Source organism: Paraglaciecola aestuariivivens (assembly GCF_052983255.1).
Genome location: NZ_JBRKBA010000008.1, coordinates 129,740 through 144,004, shown reverse-complemented (window position 1 = coordinate 144,004; position 14,265 = coordinate 129,740). Strand labels below are relative to the sequence as shown.

Below are 14,265 nucleotides of genomic sequence, written 5' to 3'. Positions count from 1 at the left end.
AATTAAATGTTTTGTTTAAGCTATATCAGCAAACAAAAAAGCCTTGCAAAAACTTGCAAGGCTTTGATTTTTATAAGTTAACTTATTTGATTTCTAATAGCTCTACTTCAAAGACTAAAGTAGCATCAGGGCCAATTTGAGGGCCGCTGCCTCTTTGGCCGTAGGCTAGGTCTGAAGGAATAGTGAGTTCAAACTTGTCACCCACGTTCATAAGTTGTAAGGCTTCAACCCAACCTTGAATCACGCCAGTAACCGGGAACTCAGCAGGCTCGCCACGTGAATAAGAGCTGTCAAATTCAGTGCCGTCAATTAGTGTGCCTTTATAGTGCACTACTACTGTGTTGTCGGCAGTTGGCATTTCACCGTCACCAGCTACTATCTCTTTGTATTGTAAGCCACTTTCAGTAACTACAACGCCGTCTTTTTTAGCATTTTCTGCTAAATAGGCCATGCCTTCGGTCTTGTTCTTTTCGCTGATAGCCATTTGTGCTTGTTGTTTTTTCTCTTGAGCTTGCTGTTGTACAGTGGCAACGGCTTGTTGAATTTGCTCTTGAGTTAAGCGTGATTCTGTACCAGCAAACACATCGGCTACCGCTAGATTAAAAGCATCAACATTTAAGGTTAGTTCATCGCGCTTAAATTGAGTGGCTAGGTTAGTTCCCACTATGTAACTAAGCTTTTGTTCTAGACTAGCTAGTTCTGAGTCTGAAGAGGCTGTAGCGCTGTTCTCTTTAACTTCTGCATTGGTGTCTGTTTTATTGGTTTGTTCGTTGCCACAAGCAGCAAGAAATAATGACGATGCCGTTAACAAGGCAAGAGATTTCAATTTCATGTATGTTCCTAAAATTTTTTAGATAAGATATTGAGGATATGTAAACCAGTCTGTCGAACACTTAGTGTTAAAAGAAGGAAAACCCTGTAGTTACAATAAGTCTCTCGCAACAGGTATTCAACCCTCTAACTAAATTTATCCACAAAAAAGCCCCGTTAATTTGCACTAACGGGGCTTTTTAATGATTTCGAAGTGTTACTTCTTAGCAGCGTTACGCTCTTTGGTTTCTGCGATTACTTTCTCAGCCACATTTTGTGGACAAGGGTTGTAATGTGAGAATTCCATAGAGAACTGACCACGACCAGAAGTCATAGTACGTAAGCTTCCGATATAACCAAACATTTCTGAAAGAGGTACATCAGCTTTAACACGTACACCAGTTACGCCAGCTTCTTGATCTTTGATCATGCCACGACGACGGTTCAAATCACCAATAACGTCACCAACGTGATCATCTGGCGTGTAAACGTCAACTTTCATGATAGGTTCAATTAACTGAGGGCCAGCCTTAGGAATTGATTGACGGAAAGCACCTTTTGCAGCGATTTCGAAAGCAACCGCTGATGAATCAACTGCGTGGAATCCACCGTCGTATAATTCAACTTCAACGTCAAGCACAGGGAAACCAGCTAATACGCCGTGATCCATCATGCCTTTAAAGCCTTTTTCAATGGCTGGGAAGAATTCTTTAGGTACGTTACCGCCAACAACAGTAGAAGTGAAGGTAAAGCCTGAATTTGGCTCACCAGGTCTAATGCGGTAATCGATTTTACCAAACTGACCAGAACCACCAGATTGTTTCTTATGAGTATAAGAATCTTCAACAGCTTGAGTGATAGTTTCACGGTAAGCAACTTGAGGTTCACCAACAATAAGGTCAACACCGTAAGTACGCTTAAGGATGTCTACTTTAATGTCTAGGTGTAATTCACCCATACCTTTAAGAATGGTTTCGCCTGAATCTTCGTCAGTTTCAACACGGAAAGATGGATCTTCTGCCACCATTTTACCAATAGCGATACCCATTTTCTCAGAACCACCTTTATCTTTAGGTGCAACAGCAATAGAGATTACTGGTTCTGGGAATACCATGGCTTCAAGTGTACAAGGGTGCTTAGGATCACAAAGAGTGTGACCAGTTTGTACGTTTTTCATACCTACAATGGCGATGATATCACCGGCTTGGGCACTGTCTAATTCGTTACGTTCGTCAGCTTGCATTTCAACCATGCGGCCTACACGCTCTGTTTTACCAGTAAACGAGTTAAGTACAGTGTCACCTTTGTTTAATTTACCAGAGTAAATACGAACAAAGGTTAAAGCGCCAAATCTGTCATCCATGATTTTGAATGCTAGTGCGCGAAGTGGCTCATCTGCAGAAACAATAGCGTGCTCGCCAGTTTCGTTACCTTCTTCATCAGTAAGAGGCTGAGGATCAACTTCTTGAGGTGCAGGCAAGTAATCAACAACAGCGTCAAGTACGTTTTGAACACCTTTGTTTTTGAAAGCAGAACCACAGTAAGTTGGGAAGAACGCCATAGTACGTGTACCTTTACGGATACAACGCTTAAGGTCTTCAATAGAAGGCTCTTCGCCGTCCATGTAAGCCATCATTAGGTCGTCGTCTTGTTCAACAGCAGTTTCAACTAGCATTTCGTGATATTCGTTAACTTTGTCAACCATATCAGCAGGCACGTCTTCAATTTTGTAGTTTTCTGGTAAACCTGTGTCATCCCAGATGTAAGCTTGTTTAGTTAATACATCTACAACACCAACAAAATCATCTTCGATTCCGATTGGTAAAGTCATTACTAGCGGGTTAGCTGCTAGTACGGTTTTAACTTGGTTAACTACACGGTAAAAATCAGCACCCATACGGTCAAGTTTGTTTACAAAAATAACACGGGCAACTTCTGATTCGTTAGCATAACGCCAGTTAGTTTCTGATTGAGGCTCAACACCACCAGAACCACAGAATACGCCTATGCCGCCGTCTAATACTTTAAGTGAACGATATACTTCAACTGTGAAGTCAACGTGCCCAGGAGTATCGATAACGTTAAAGCGGTGATCTTTCCAAAAACAGCTTACTGCTGCTGATTGAATAGTAATACCACGCTCGGCTTCTTGTTCCATGAAATCTGTGGTTGATTCACCGTCGTGTACTTCACCCGTTTTATGGATTTTTCCGGTAAGTTTAAGGATACGTTCTGTTGTAGTTGTTTTACCCGCGTCAACGTGGGCAAAAATACCTATGTTTCTGTACTTTGCTAAATCTGTCATTGTTCCAACTTCAGTCTGAGTAAAAATTGCGCGGGATTATACAAGAAATTTCGCTTGGATGCCGAATTTCTTTTGTATAAAAATCAAATAATTAAAATCTTAATTTAAAATATTGGTTAGGAGTTAGCTGGTTTAGGTAAAAATAGCCTGTGGCTGAGGGGAAATTGTAATTATTCGCTATTCAAAAATAAATGTTGCAATATTGTTAACGAATTGGATTGAGTATGCAGTGTTATGCTCAGACTTTAGAATTGGGAGAAAAATATGACAGTAGATGTAATGCAACTTTGGTTGCCTATTTTATTAAGTGGTATGTTTGCTTGGTTGGCCAGCAGTGTGATCCATATGGTCTTGAAATATCATAGTTATGATTACAAAAAATTGGAAAATGAAGATCAAGTATTAGCGGCTTTAGGCCAAAACCAACCTGCACCGGGTATTTATACTATGCCTCACTGCAGTGATATGAAAGAAATGGGCGATGAAGCTCTACAGAAAAAGTTTAATGACGGACCAGTGGCCATGATCAGTGTGCTTGAAAACGGCATGCCACCAATGGGCAAGTTATTGGGCTTACAGTTTCTTTATTTTGTATTAGGCAGTGCGCTTGTAGCCTATATGGCAACCCTTGCTTTGCCAGTTGGTGCAGAGTTTCAGCAGGTTATGGTTTTTGCCGCTAAATTAGGCTTTTTAGCCTTTGGATTTGCAACTATTCCTTACAGTATTTGGTATGGCCACCCATGGGCGGTGACAGGGCGTTTTTTAATTGATGCGCTGATTTATGCCTTAGTTATCGCTGCAACCTTGGCTTGGTTGTGGCCTAGTGTAAGTTAACCCTCAACAAAATAATACGGCCCTTAACGGGCCGTTTTTGTATAAAAGTTAGTACCAAGTGAACTTGTTGGTTTAACTTGAATTGGTCTTTTTATGGACTTTGTCTATTGCATCCATCACTTTATCAAAGGCTATGGGTTTAGATATATAGTCATTCATACCGGCGGCGATACATTGATCTCTATCACTACTCATGGCATTGGCTGTCATGGCTATTATGGCAATGTCATTATAATACTCACTTGCATCTCCAGCTCGAATTCTTTGAGTGGCTTCGTAACCATCCATGACTGGCATCTGACAGTCCATAAAAATCAGGTCAAATTTTTGGTTGTTGCCTTTTAAAGAGTTTTTCAAAGTAGTCATGGCCTCTAAGCCGTTATTGGCGCATTGGTAACTCGCTACACAGTCTTCTAAAAGGCACTCTACAACAGTTTGGTTAATTTGATTGTCCTCTACTATGAGAACATTTAATGGGTATTTAGGCTTTTTATCGCCCTCATTCATAGACGACTTGACCAAAGCGGGTAGCTCTATTTGATCCATAGCTTTAAATAATTCTATGGGAGAAAGGGGTTTATCAATAAAGCCAGATATTTCTAGATGCGGAGAAGTAAATTTTTTCTTACTGTCGTAATCTAAAATCCAAATGCTGTTTATTTGCGGATATTGCTGCTTAAAATCGACCAACTCGCTGGCATTTTGCGCATGTAAAAGTTCCGCATCTATCACAATAGTTTGTATAGCGCTGGCTTGATTAGTTTTAAGGGCTTTTAGATGTTCAATGCTTTCACAGCTTAACACTTGATAATTAGCCTTTTGTAAGTAGCCGCTATAAATATCAGTAGCTGACTGACTAGGGGTGACTAATAAAACTGTATGTTCGCGATCACTTTGTGCATAAAAGCTAGCTAAGGAATTTTTATCTTGCGTTTGCATTTCAATCAGTGGCAAGTCTACTGGGATCACAAAACTAAAAATACTACCTTTATTTGGCTCGCTAGAAACCTCTAGGTTGCCGCCCATGAGTTGGGTTAATTGATTACAAATGGCCAAACCTAATCCGGTTCCACCATATTTACGCGTAGTAGATGTGTCTGCTTGTGAAAAAGGGTTAAATAACATGCCTAATTTATCTTTTTCAATGCCAATGCCGGTATCTTGTACCTGACAAGACAATTCATATCCCCCAGAATTAGCTTGGTTCACTTTAGCTACAACTTTAATTTCGCCAGCATCAGTAAATTTCACTGCATTGCTAATTAAATTATTTAATATTTGCCTAATGCGCCCAGGATCACCCACTATAAAGTCGGTTTCTACTTCTCTGGCGTCTAACAATAAATCTACATTTTTATCGTGGTAGCAAAACGAAAATCCTTTCACAGTATCCGCTAACATTTCGCTAATATTAAAAGGTACCTTTTCAATTTCGAGTTTGCCTGCTTCTACTTTTGAAAAATCGATAATGTCGTTAATGATGGCTAATAAAGACTCAGCACTTTTTTTGGCAATAGATAATTTTTTAGCTTGCTCTGGGTCGGTTTCATTATTAATGGTTAAATTGAGCATCCCCATTACCCCGTTGATAGGGGTACGAATTTCATGACTCATACAGGCTAAAAAGTTGCGTTTGGCTTGATTGGCTTCTTTTGCTTCTTCTAAAGCGAGTTCTAATTGATAGGCGGTGGGAATACGCACTAGCGCTTCTCTATTGATAAAGAGTGCCCAAACCGTTAACACAGATACGATAGCGGTAATAAGTTTGCTTATACCGTGCCAGCCGTAAGAGCCGTTCCAAACCGTATAAATAGCAAAGAGGTGAGATATGCCACACATAAGAATAAAGGCGGCAAATAATAAAAAAATGCCTTTAAACTTAATATCTTTGCGCTTGTTTACCACTACTATCAGTAAAACTGGGATAGAAAAATACGCGATTGCAATAAGTAAATCAGATATGACATTTACCCACAAGATACTGGGTAACCATAAATAGCAGTGCCCGTGGGGCATATAATCATTGCTAAAAAACTGTAATATCTGATCCATAATAACTCACACCTATCTTCATTAAATGCTAATTAAATCTAGAGTAGTACGATTAGAAAGGCAAAACAATGTTCGAATTTTGAACAACTTAGCTTAGTGGTGTATTTTATTCATACAGCTAAATCATCTGAAGGTTTAAAGACTTAAATCATGTAAAGTGGCATTTAGCACCTGCCAGTTTTTTAAGTGGTGGTAACCTTAGTTAATAAATATGAATACAGCACTTTTTCGCGATTCTTTATTTAGTGAAGCGAGCACTGAAAACATTAATGAATACCTAGCAAAAATTTTGTCGGTAATTCGTAAACATTTAAAAATGGACGTGGCTTTTATTGCTGAGTTTAAAAATGGCAATCGTGTATTTAAATTTGTTGACTCAACTAGCCACTCTTCCTGCATTGCTGTAAATGATGCCGATCCATTAGAACAGAGTTATTGCAAAAAAATTGTCGATAAAGATCTACCCAATGTTATTCCTAATACCCTTAAAAATCCCATCACTAAAAACATGGCAGTGACTCAAGCTTTATCAATAGGGTCATATATGGGCGTGCCAATTTGTTTAAGTAATGGTGTGACTTACGGCACTTTTTGTTGTTTTAAACATCAGGCTGATAATTCTTTAAATGATAGGGATTTATCCTTTATGAGTGCCATTGCCGATATTGCCAGAGAGGTCATTGAGGGAGATATCGAACTAAAGCTTTTTAGTTTAGAAAAACAAAAGCGTATTCAGCAAGCCATCGAAAACAATATTATTCAGGTGCATTATCAGCCCATTTATAGTTTGCTGACTAACCAAGTGGCCGGGTTTGAGTCTTTATCACGATTCGATTCTGCATCCTATATCTCCCCAGACAAATGGTTTAACGATGCCGCCCAAGTGGGCTTAGGCGAAATGTTAGAAATGCTAGCGGTGAAAAATGCACTTAGTAAAATTTGTGATTTTAGTCAGCAATCGTATATTTCAATTAATACTTCGCCAGAATATATTTTAAATGGCGCAATTGTTAAGGTGTTAGAAGGCATTGATTTAAGCCGCGTTGTACTAGAAGTCACAGAGCATTCGCCTATTAGTGACTATGCTAAATTTACACAGGTTTTGGCGCCTTTACGTGCTAGAGGGATTCGTTTGGCTATTGATGACGCTGGAGCGGGTTACGCGAGCTTTCAGCACATAATAGAGTTAGAAGCTGAGATCATTAAACTAGATATAAGTTTGACCCAAAATATTCAATCCGACCAACGTAGATATTTGTTAGCTAAGGCCCTGTGTGCTTATGCTAAATCCATTGATTGCACTATTATTGCCGAGGGAATCGAAACACTAGAGCAATTGGCTACATTAAGAGAATTAGGCGTTGATAAAGTACAAGGTTATTTATTAGGTCGGCCTTCACCTTTATCTGATGCATTAAACCATGAGTCAATTAGGCTAAATTAATTTAGCCTGAGTTGGTTTTCATTATAGGCATCACTCGGTTTCTGCCTAAGCGTTTAGCTTCATATAATTGTTGATCAGCTTTTTCTATTAAAGAGCTAGCAGGCTGTTTTGCAGTATGTTCGGCTAAACCTATAGAAGCGGTGATATCGCCCACTGCTTCACCTGTTTTTTTATCTTTTACCCGAATTTTTTGAACTGCTTTGCGAATACTTTCAGCCAGACCTCTGGCTTTTGAAAAGTTTGAGTTAGGCACAATGACAGCAAACTCTTCGCCGCCAAATCGAAATGCTTGGGCGCCATCTCTGCAGCAGTCTTGTAACTTTTTGGCTGTAGCTTTAAGCACCATGTCACCCATTACATGCCCATAGTTATCATTGATTTTTTTAAAGTGATCTAAATCAATTAGCAATAAAAACAGATTAGGCTGAGAAGCATAGGCAGCCAGTTCGTCATCAAAAAATCGCCTATTGCACAAACCTGTTAACGAGTCGTACAAGGCAGCTTGTTGGCTTTGTTCAAGCTGGGCTCTTAAGGCGCTAATTTCTTTTTGTGCGTCGGTTAAGGTGGCATTAAAACTAATGGTACTGCGCCTAATATTCTGGGTGTCTTTTACTAAGGCCCGTACTAACGCCATAACTTCTTCAACCGATAAGCCTTCTTTTTCAACTTTAGCTAGGTCATCGATACAGGTATCCATAGTGCTTTTAAAATTGACTGTTTCACTATGGGTATCTTTTAACGATTGAGACAACTCAACTAACATGGCCTCTATGGATTGGCGTAATTGCCATGCGTTGACTTCTTCAGTTTCAGCTAAATAATCACGATATAAGGCCTTGCTTCGAGTTTCAGACAGCGGCAAATTAAAATCTATAGCGCGTTCTAGCGCTTCGTTTAGCTCTGGAGATTTATTGCTTACATAGGTATACCAAAGCGCATAGTTGCTTGGAATAGCAGATATTTTATGCTTGAGCATAAGAGGGATGGTTTGCTTTAAGGTCGAGAAAGATTTTTCAATATCGTTATTCGCCATACTTAAACCTTTTAATCCTAAGCTTGTAGTGAAAGACCTAACTAACATACTAAGAGCTTTTTAACTTTACCCCAAATTTGTTGGCTATTTTTTTATGCTTGAACAGCCCAACTATATGTTATGTGCTGATTGCATGGCACTAAGCTAAGCCCTATGATAGAGAAAAACACCACTACTACAGGTAGCTTTACCTGATGAAAGGAGTAAAAATGAAAAAAATCTTGATGGCGATGACTTGCGTATCAGTACTTGGAACTTTTTCGGTGATGGCTGAGCCGGCTAAATCAGCTAAGCATGCCAAAGATGCGACCCAATACAGACAAGCTGTATTACAACTGATTAAAAGTAATGTAGGGGCATTAGGCGCTATGAATAAAGGTGCAATCCCTATGAATGCCGAAACTCTGCAAACCAATGCCACTCGCATTGAGCAGTTATCTATGATGTTAGGTGATTATTTTGCCACTGATACCACAGGTTTTGATGTTGAAACCGCAGCTTTGGCTAAAATTTGGCAAAACCAAGCTGACTTTTCAGAAAAAATTAATAACTTAACCTTAGCCGCAAAAAACTTAAATCAGGTAGCAAAATCAGGGGACGAGTCAAAGTTTAAACCTGCGATAGGCCAGGTATTTAAAAGTTGTAAAGCTTGCCATGATGATTATAAAGCGGATTAATTTAGATTAGAAAATTAATAGTAATACTCTTCTATTGGTGGTGGGTTAATTCCCACCAACCAATACATAAACACTCCCACTAATATGGCTAACAATAGCGCCAATCCTAATTTAGAATGTTTAATGCCCTGACTTTTATCTACTGGCTTTTTACCATTTAACATTGCTAATGTCAGAGGTAAGTGTAGAAACCACTTATAGCTTAATATTGCCAATATATGCACCCCAGCTAGCCCTAAAATTATGTAATAGGTATTAGCATGTAGCCATTGCAAAGTGTTTTGCCATGTTTGATCGACTACAGAGTAATAGGGGCCTTGAGTAAGAATGTCATCTGTGGCAAATAGCCCACTTACCCCTTGAATGCCGACTAACAAAAGCGTGCTAGGTAACATCCAACCACCAAGGGGGTTATGCCCTGCCCAAAGTTTTGTTTGGCCAGAGAATAAGGCTTTTAAGTAACCGAAAATGGCTTTTGGGCCTGCAATAAATTGGCTAAATTTTGCATATTTGGTGCCCCATATACCCCACAGTATCCTGAATACAACTAAACCTAAGGTAAAGTAACCAATATAAGCATGCAGCCATAAGGCATCATCTAGTACTTTAACTGTTATCCATTGTGCTAAAAGCGCCATCACTAAAAGCCAATGAAATAATCTTGTGGGCAAATCCCAGACTAAATACTTGTTCATGTGAGAGGTCAAAACCTAGTCAAAGTTGATCAATGTCCAATATTAAGAGGTTTTAGCAAAGTGGCTAAGGTTTTGTTGTAAATCATACAAGCTTTCTTGCTTGACTTTAATAATGCCGCGCTTAGGTCTATCAAGATCAATAATGATAAACACCACTAATACAATTAGGGCAGACATAATTAAGGTAGGGAATTTGGGGCGCTTTCTACCTAATCCACTGGAATAACCTAAAATGCCACCTGCGGTTATAAATACGGTAAACAGCAAAAATATCACAGGCTCGGGTACGTGCAATTGCAACATGGCACTGCGCTTACCTTCGATTTGCACTAGGGCGGTGAGGGCTTGTAAAAATGCGCCACTGGTTAAAGGGCGTTGATCGATTTCTGCCGCTTGAGTGGCAATGTCAAACAATTGCTTTTGTATATCTGTTATTCGAACATTTAAGGCTCGACGTTTGTCTTGTTTAGATAAGTCAATGCTGCTTAATTCTATGCGTTCATGCAGATATAGCCGCAGTAAATCTAGCGCCGGTTGTTTAAATTGTTCGGGTAACATAGTGGCACGCATAACGGCATTTGATATCACCCCAGTTTCTTCTATGACAACATGGCTACGGGCATCGTATCTTTGTAGCGACATATTAAAAGTAAAACCAAGCAAGAGTGCCAACAAACCCATAATGCCCGCTTGAATAGCGGTGGTTTGGCTTTTTAATTCACTGTTATCATCTGCCACAGACTTAGAGCCAAGACGATAACCCAGTTGATTAGCGATCAACATAGCGGCAAATAATCCCAAAGCAATGAGCATGCTATTTTGATCGTACATGATTTCTTTTCCAAACATATTTTAGGCCTAAAAGTATTCGGCACCATTAAATGGTGCCGAAGTATGCATGAAGCTTTAATGAAAGATAATATTATATCGGACTAATGTATCCAATTATGTTGTTTAGCTTTCGCATCTATCGCATTTTGTGTTTCTGTAGGCATAAACAACTGATTATTCTGTTCAAAGAAAAACCCTTGGCGCGATGCCTTTTGATCTAGCTGATTCATAGTGGCTGTATCGTAAATACGTCCGTTAATCACAGTGTAGGTCACGTATTCACTAAGGCGAATATCGTTTAAAACATCTCCGTCTACCACCATTAAGTCGGCCAGCTTGCCTTCTTCAATGCTACCTATGTGTTTGTCCATGCCTAAGTGAGTCGCGCCATCTATGGTACCGCCGCGTAATGCTTCCCAAGGCGTAAAACCACCTTGTTGCATTATCCATAGCTCCCAATGCGAGGCTAAGCCTTCACGTTGGCCATGTGCGCCTATATGCACACTCACACCCTGATCTCTTAGGGTTTTTGCATATTCAGCTACAGCCACATGATTGTATTGATTATCTGGCGCTGTGGGGCGACGAATTGAGCGTCTGTCTACTAAAAAGTGCGGGGTATAGCGCATTAAGCGCTCGTTTTTCCATACTTCGGTACGGTCGTAAAAATACTCTTCGCCCATCATGCCGCCATAAGACACCACAAAAGTAGGAGTGTAACCAAATTTAGTGGCCGACCATAAAGTGGTTAAATCATCATAACCTTTAGCTATAGGCAAAGAGTGCTCTAAGCCTGTATGCCCATCAACTAACATAGACACATTTTGCTGAAACTTACCGCCACCTTCTGGCACTACCATCATGCCTAGTTTTTTCGCAGCAGCTAAAATTTGCTGACGGGTATCACGTCTGGGCTGGTTGTAACTTTTAACCGAAATAGCACCTGTGTCTTTTAATCTTTGCATATGAAACTCAGCGTCTTCATAGCTATTGATTACAGCTTTATAACCTAAGCCTTCCGCGCCGTATAAAATGGTGCCTGTTGAATAAATGCGTGGGGCTACGATTTTGCCCGCTTTTTGTAACTCGGCTGCTGAAAATATTTCAGTGGTATCGTTAGAAGGGTCGTGAATAGTGGTCACCCCAAAGGCTAAATTAGAATACATTGCCCAGTTTTGCTGAGGAATGATTTCGTTATTTCCTTGCGAGCCGTGGGCATGGGTGTCTATTAAGCCAGGCAAAATAGTTTTGCCTTTAGTGTCGACTTTTAGTGCGTCATCAGGGATAACGACCTCAGAAGCTTTACCTACTTTAACTATTTTATTGTCTTTGATTAACACCACACCATTTTCAATCACTTCTCTTTGTCTATTGGCATCGCGCATGGTCACTACAGTGCCACCCACTAAGGCTTTATACCCTTTAGGTTTGTCGGCTTTGTGCTCAAATGACAGACTAATACCTTGGTCGACAGGTTCTGGCAGGGTCTCAGGTGAACCGGCTAAAAAGGCAAAGGCATCTTTTAGATCTCTTTGATAAAAAGTAGAACCATGGTACCAACTCACAGATTGGTTATCGGCGCGCCAAGTCAGGCTTTCGCCAGCGCGGCTAGAAATTTGTGCTACCGGCAGTGAGGTCATTTTAGGGCCAATGTTGATACGTTTGCCAGTATCTACAAAAGGTGCAACATAGGCATTATATTGATGAACAAAAGCAACCCACTTTTTATCATGCGAGAGTCGATACTCAGTGACTTTAGTGGCTCCGTATAGATGTTCACGTCTATCTTCACCTTGCAAGTCGTAGCTAATTAATTGAGTTTCAGAGTAACTCGTGCCAGGTACTGAGGTGGTGAGATAGACACGTTTGTTGTCACCGGCAAAATGCGGGGCATAGCCGCTCTTGCTAATGCGATTGGCTTTACGGGTTTTAACATCCATCACGTAAATACCAGGATCTACTGAATATTCTGGACTAAGCAAATACCCGCCAGTGATTTTTTTGTAGGTAATAAGTTTTCCATCGGTAGAAAAAGCCGGCTGAATATAATGCCCTGGTGTGGTTGTAAGGGTTTTGCCCTTACCGCCTTTGGCGCGCACTACTTTAATGCTACCTAATTTTTGATCGTGCCAAGTGGTATAAACAATGCTTTTACCGTCATTGCTGTAGCGTGGGTAAAGTTCTTCATGCTCGTTTTGCTTGGTTAGCCTAGAGATTTTGCCCGACTTAATATCTTTTACATATAGTTTGCCAAGGGCCTGAAACAAGATAGAGCGGCCATCTGGAGATTGTTGCGCCCATCGCGTCATTTTAATTGGGAAACTTTCTGCGGCTACATCTACCTCAAAGCGTACTGCATTGGCATATTGTAATTCTGTTGTGACTTGCACAGGAATAGTGCTAACTGATTGATCTTTTAAATTTAATTTATGAAATTTACCCGCAGTCCAAAACACCAAGGCTTTTGAGTCTGGCGTCCAATCAAAATAGGCAAAATAACCTTCAGAACCAAAACCTTCTTGCATGTCGCGTTCTAAGTCTAGGTAAACAGGTTTTTCTAATCCAGTGGCTAAGTCTTTGATAAAGAGTGCAGTTTGGTTCTTAACTCTGCGGATAAAGGCTAAGTGTTTGCCATCTGGCGAAGGGGTTGGCACTACAGCCCCACCTGTGCCACTGACAAAGCGTTCTTCTTCACCTGTGTGCATATCGTAGCGAGTGATGGCAAAGATACCTTTTAACGGATCGCGGTTGTAACTAAAAGTACTGCCGCCGGTAATGTCTTGAGTAAAATAAAGGTATTGGCCATCGGGAGAAAAAGCCGGATCAGCAATGTTTTTTTGGTCTTTTTTACCGTTAACTCTTTCTTTAAGGGCTAAACCTTCACCACCTGCATGATGGTATAACCAAATTTCTCCAGCAGGAATACTACGGCTCGACATTATCCCTTTGCTTACCGCTATATATTGACCATCTGGGGTCCATTTGGGTGAATGAATTAGGTTATGTTTTTCTTGGCTAAGTTGCTTTAGGTTAGTGCCATCTTTGTCCATTACCCACAAGTTAGACAAACCACCACGGTCAGAAATAAATGCAATTTTTTCACCATCTGGGCTGACAGCTGGGTGAATGTTCCAGGCAAAATCTTGAGTTAGGGCTTGGGCTTTACCGCCATTAATACTGATAGTATAAATATCGCCCAACATATCAAAAACGATGTTTTTGCCATCTGGGGTGACATCTAAACTGGCCCAAGTCGTTTGATCTGTATCTATTTTTACGCTGTTTAAGTCAAAAGGAGGATTGAGCACATCCCACTTTTGGCTGTTTTCGTTTTGGTTAGTCAATTCTGATTGTTCGTCGCTCTCTGATTGGCTCAAAGATAATGGCGAAAAACAAAGCACAGACAATAAGCCCGCTGCACGCAGCAAGTCTTGATTAAGGCGTGTCATAGTGATTCCCTAAGTTATATTTTATTTTTAGAATGGCGTTTTGAAAAACATCAGCAAAACACATTATCACTGTGGGCAAATACTGCAAGTTGTGCCCGTGATAAAAGCTAGCGCCGAGCGGAGCTAGCTGTATAA

General features: G+C 40.3%; 10 protein-coding genes. 3 read left to right on the top strand and 7 right to left on the bottom strand.

Features of this window, described 5'->3' with window-relative positions:
• Positions 1–82: 82 nt before the first annotated feature.
• Together bamJ and fusA are read right to left on the bottom strand one after the other, a co-directional pair.
• Positions 83–832: a BamJ family beta-barrel-assembly machinery protein gene (bamJ, locus tag ACVCDT_RS12990; RefSeq protein WP_447133211.1), complete on the bottom strand. Its 750-nt coding sequence runs from the start codon at positions 830–832 to the stop codon at positions 83–85.
• Between the two features lie 195 nt (positions 833–1,027).
• The gene (gene fusA, locus ACVCDT_RS12985) at positions 1,028–3,115 is read right to left on the bottom strand and encodes an elongation factor G (RefSeq protein WP_447133210.1); all 2,088 of its coding nucleotides are present in this window, start codon (positions 3,113–3,115) and stop codon (positions 1,028–1,030) included.
• 264 nt (positions 3,116–3,379) lie between these two features.
• Between fusA and ACVCDT_RS12980 the strand changes: the two genes are divergently transcribed.
• The gene (locus ACVCDT_RS12980; protein ID WP_447133209.1) at positions 3,380–3,949 is read left to right on the top strand and encodes a hypothetical protein; all 570 of its coding nucleotides are present in this window, start codon (positions 3,380–3,382) and stop codon (positions 3,947–3,949) included.
• A 72-nt stretch (positions 3,950–4,021) separates the two neighbouring features.
• On the opposite strand, the gene ACVCDT_RS12975 is transcribed toward ACVCDT_RS12980, so the two are convergent.
• The gene (locus tag ACVCDT_RS12975; protein ID WP_447133208.1) at positions 4,022–6,001 is read right to left on the bottom strand and encodes an ATP-binding protein; all 1,980 of its coding nucleotides are present in this window, start codon (positions 5,999–6,001) and stop codon (positions 4,022–4,024) included.
• Positions 6,002–6,212: 211 nt separating this feature from the next.
• On the opposite strand from ACVCDT_RS12975, the gene ACVCDT_RS12970 reads away from it, so the two are divergent.
• Positions 6,213–7,445: a sensor domain-containing phosphodiesterase gene (locus ACVCDT_RS12970; protein ID WP_447133207.1), complete on the top strand. Its 1,233-nt coding sequence runs from the start codon at positions 6,213–6,215 to the stop codon at positions 7,443–7,445.
• Position 7,446: 1 nt separating this feature from the next.
• On the opposite strand, the gene ACVCDT_RS12965 is transcribed toward ACVCDT_RS12970, so the two are convergent.
• On the bottom strand, positions 7,447–8,478 hold the full coding sequence (locus ACVCDT_RS12965) for a GGDEF domain-containing protein (protein ID WP_447133206.1): 1,032 nt from the start codon (positions 8,476–8,478) through the stop codon (positions 7,447–7,449).
• Between the two features lie 209 nt (positions 8,479–8,687).
• Between ACVCDT_RS12965 and ACVCDT_RS12960 the strand changes: the two genes are divergently transcribed.
• Positions 8,688–9,155: a c-type cytochrome gene (locus ACVCDT_RS12960; protein WP_447133205.1), complete on the top strand. Its 468-nt coding sequence runs from the start codon at positions 8,688–8,690 to the stop codon at positions 9,153–9,155.
• Between the two features lie 14 nt (positions 9,156–9,169).
• Here the strand turns inward: ACVCDT_RS12960 and ACVCDT_RS12955 are convergent, their stop codons facing one another.
• The 3 genes from ACVCDT_RS12955 to ACVCDT_RS12945 all read right to left on the bottom strand — a co-directional run bounded on the left by ACVCDT_RS12955 (position 9,170) and on the right by ACVCDT_RS12945 (position 14,130).
• The gene (locus ACVCDT_RS12955) at positions 9,170–9,850 is read right to left on the bottom strand and encodes a cytochrome b/b6 domain-containing protein (protein WP_447133204.1); all 681 of its coding nucleotides are present in this window, start codon (positions 9,848–9,850) and stop codon (positions 9,170–9,172) included.
• A gap of 42 nt (positions 9,851–9,892) precedes the next feature.
• On the bottom strand, positions 9,893–10,681 hold the full coding sequence (locus ACVCDT_RS12950; RefSeq protein WP_447133203.1) for a bestrophin-like domain: 789 nt from the start codon (positions 10,679–10,681) through the stop codon (positions 9,893–9,895).
• A gap of 101 nt (positions 10,682–10,782) precedes the next feature.
• Positions 10,783–14,130, bottom strand: coding sequence for an amidohydrolase family protein (locus ACVCDT_RS12945; RefSeq protein ID WP_447133202.1), 3,348 nt, complete (start codon positions 14,128–14,130; stop codon positions 10,783–10,785).
• Positions 14,131–14,265 lie beyond the last annotated feature (135 nt).

Bases quoted from the DNA above. Each gene is read 5' to 3' on its own strand.
- ACVCDT_RS12980 (WP_447133209.1), top strand. From the start codon at position 3,380: ATGACAGTAGATGTAATGCAACTTTGGTTGCCTATTTTATTAAGTGGT.
- fusA (WP_447133210.1), bottom strand. From the start codon at position 3,115: ATGACAGATTTAGCAAAGTACAGAAACATAGGTATTTTTGCCCACGTT.
- ACVCDT_RS12955 (WP_447133204.1), bottom strand. From the start codon at position 9,850: ATGAACAAGTATTTAGTCTGGGATTTGCCCACAAGATTATTTCATTGG.
- bamJ (WP_447133211.1), bottom strand. From the start codon at position 832: ATGAAATTGAAATCTCTTGCCTTGTTAACGGCATCGTCATTATTTCTT.
- ACVCDT_RS12975 (WP_447133208.1), bottom strand. From the start codon at position 6,001: ATGGATCAGATATTACAGTTTTTTAGCAATGATTATATGCCCCACGGG.
- ACVCDT_RS12945 (WP_447133202.1), bottom strand. From the start codon at position 14,130: ATGACACGCCTTAATCAAGACTTGCTGCGTGCAGCGGGCTTATTGTCT.
- ACVCDT_RS12950 (WP_447133203.1), bottom strand. From the start codon at position 10,681: ATGTACGATCAAAATAGCATGCTCATTGCTTTGGGATTATTTGCCGCT.
- ACVCDT_RS12965 (WP_447133206.1), bottom strand. From the start codon at position 8,478: ATGGCGAATAACGATATTGAAAAATCTTTCTCGACCTTAAAGCAAACC.
- ACVCDT_RS12970 (WP_447133207.1), top strand. From the start codon at position 6,213: ATGAATACAGCACTTTTTCGCGATTCTTTATTTAGTGAAGCGAGCACT.
- ACVCDT_RS12960 (WP_447133205.1), top strand. From the start codon at position 8,688: ATGAAAAAAATCTTGATGGCGATGACTTGCGTATCAGTACTTGGAACT.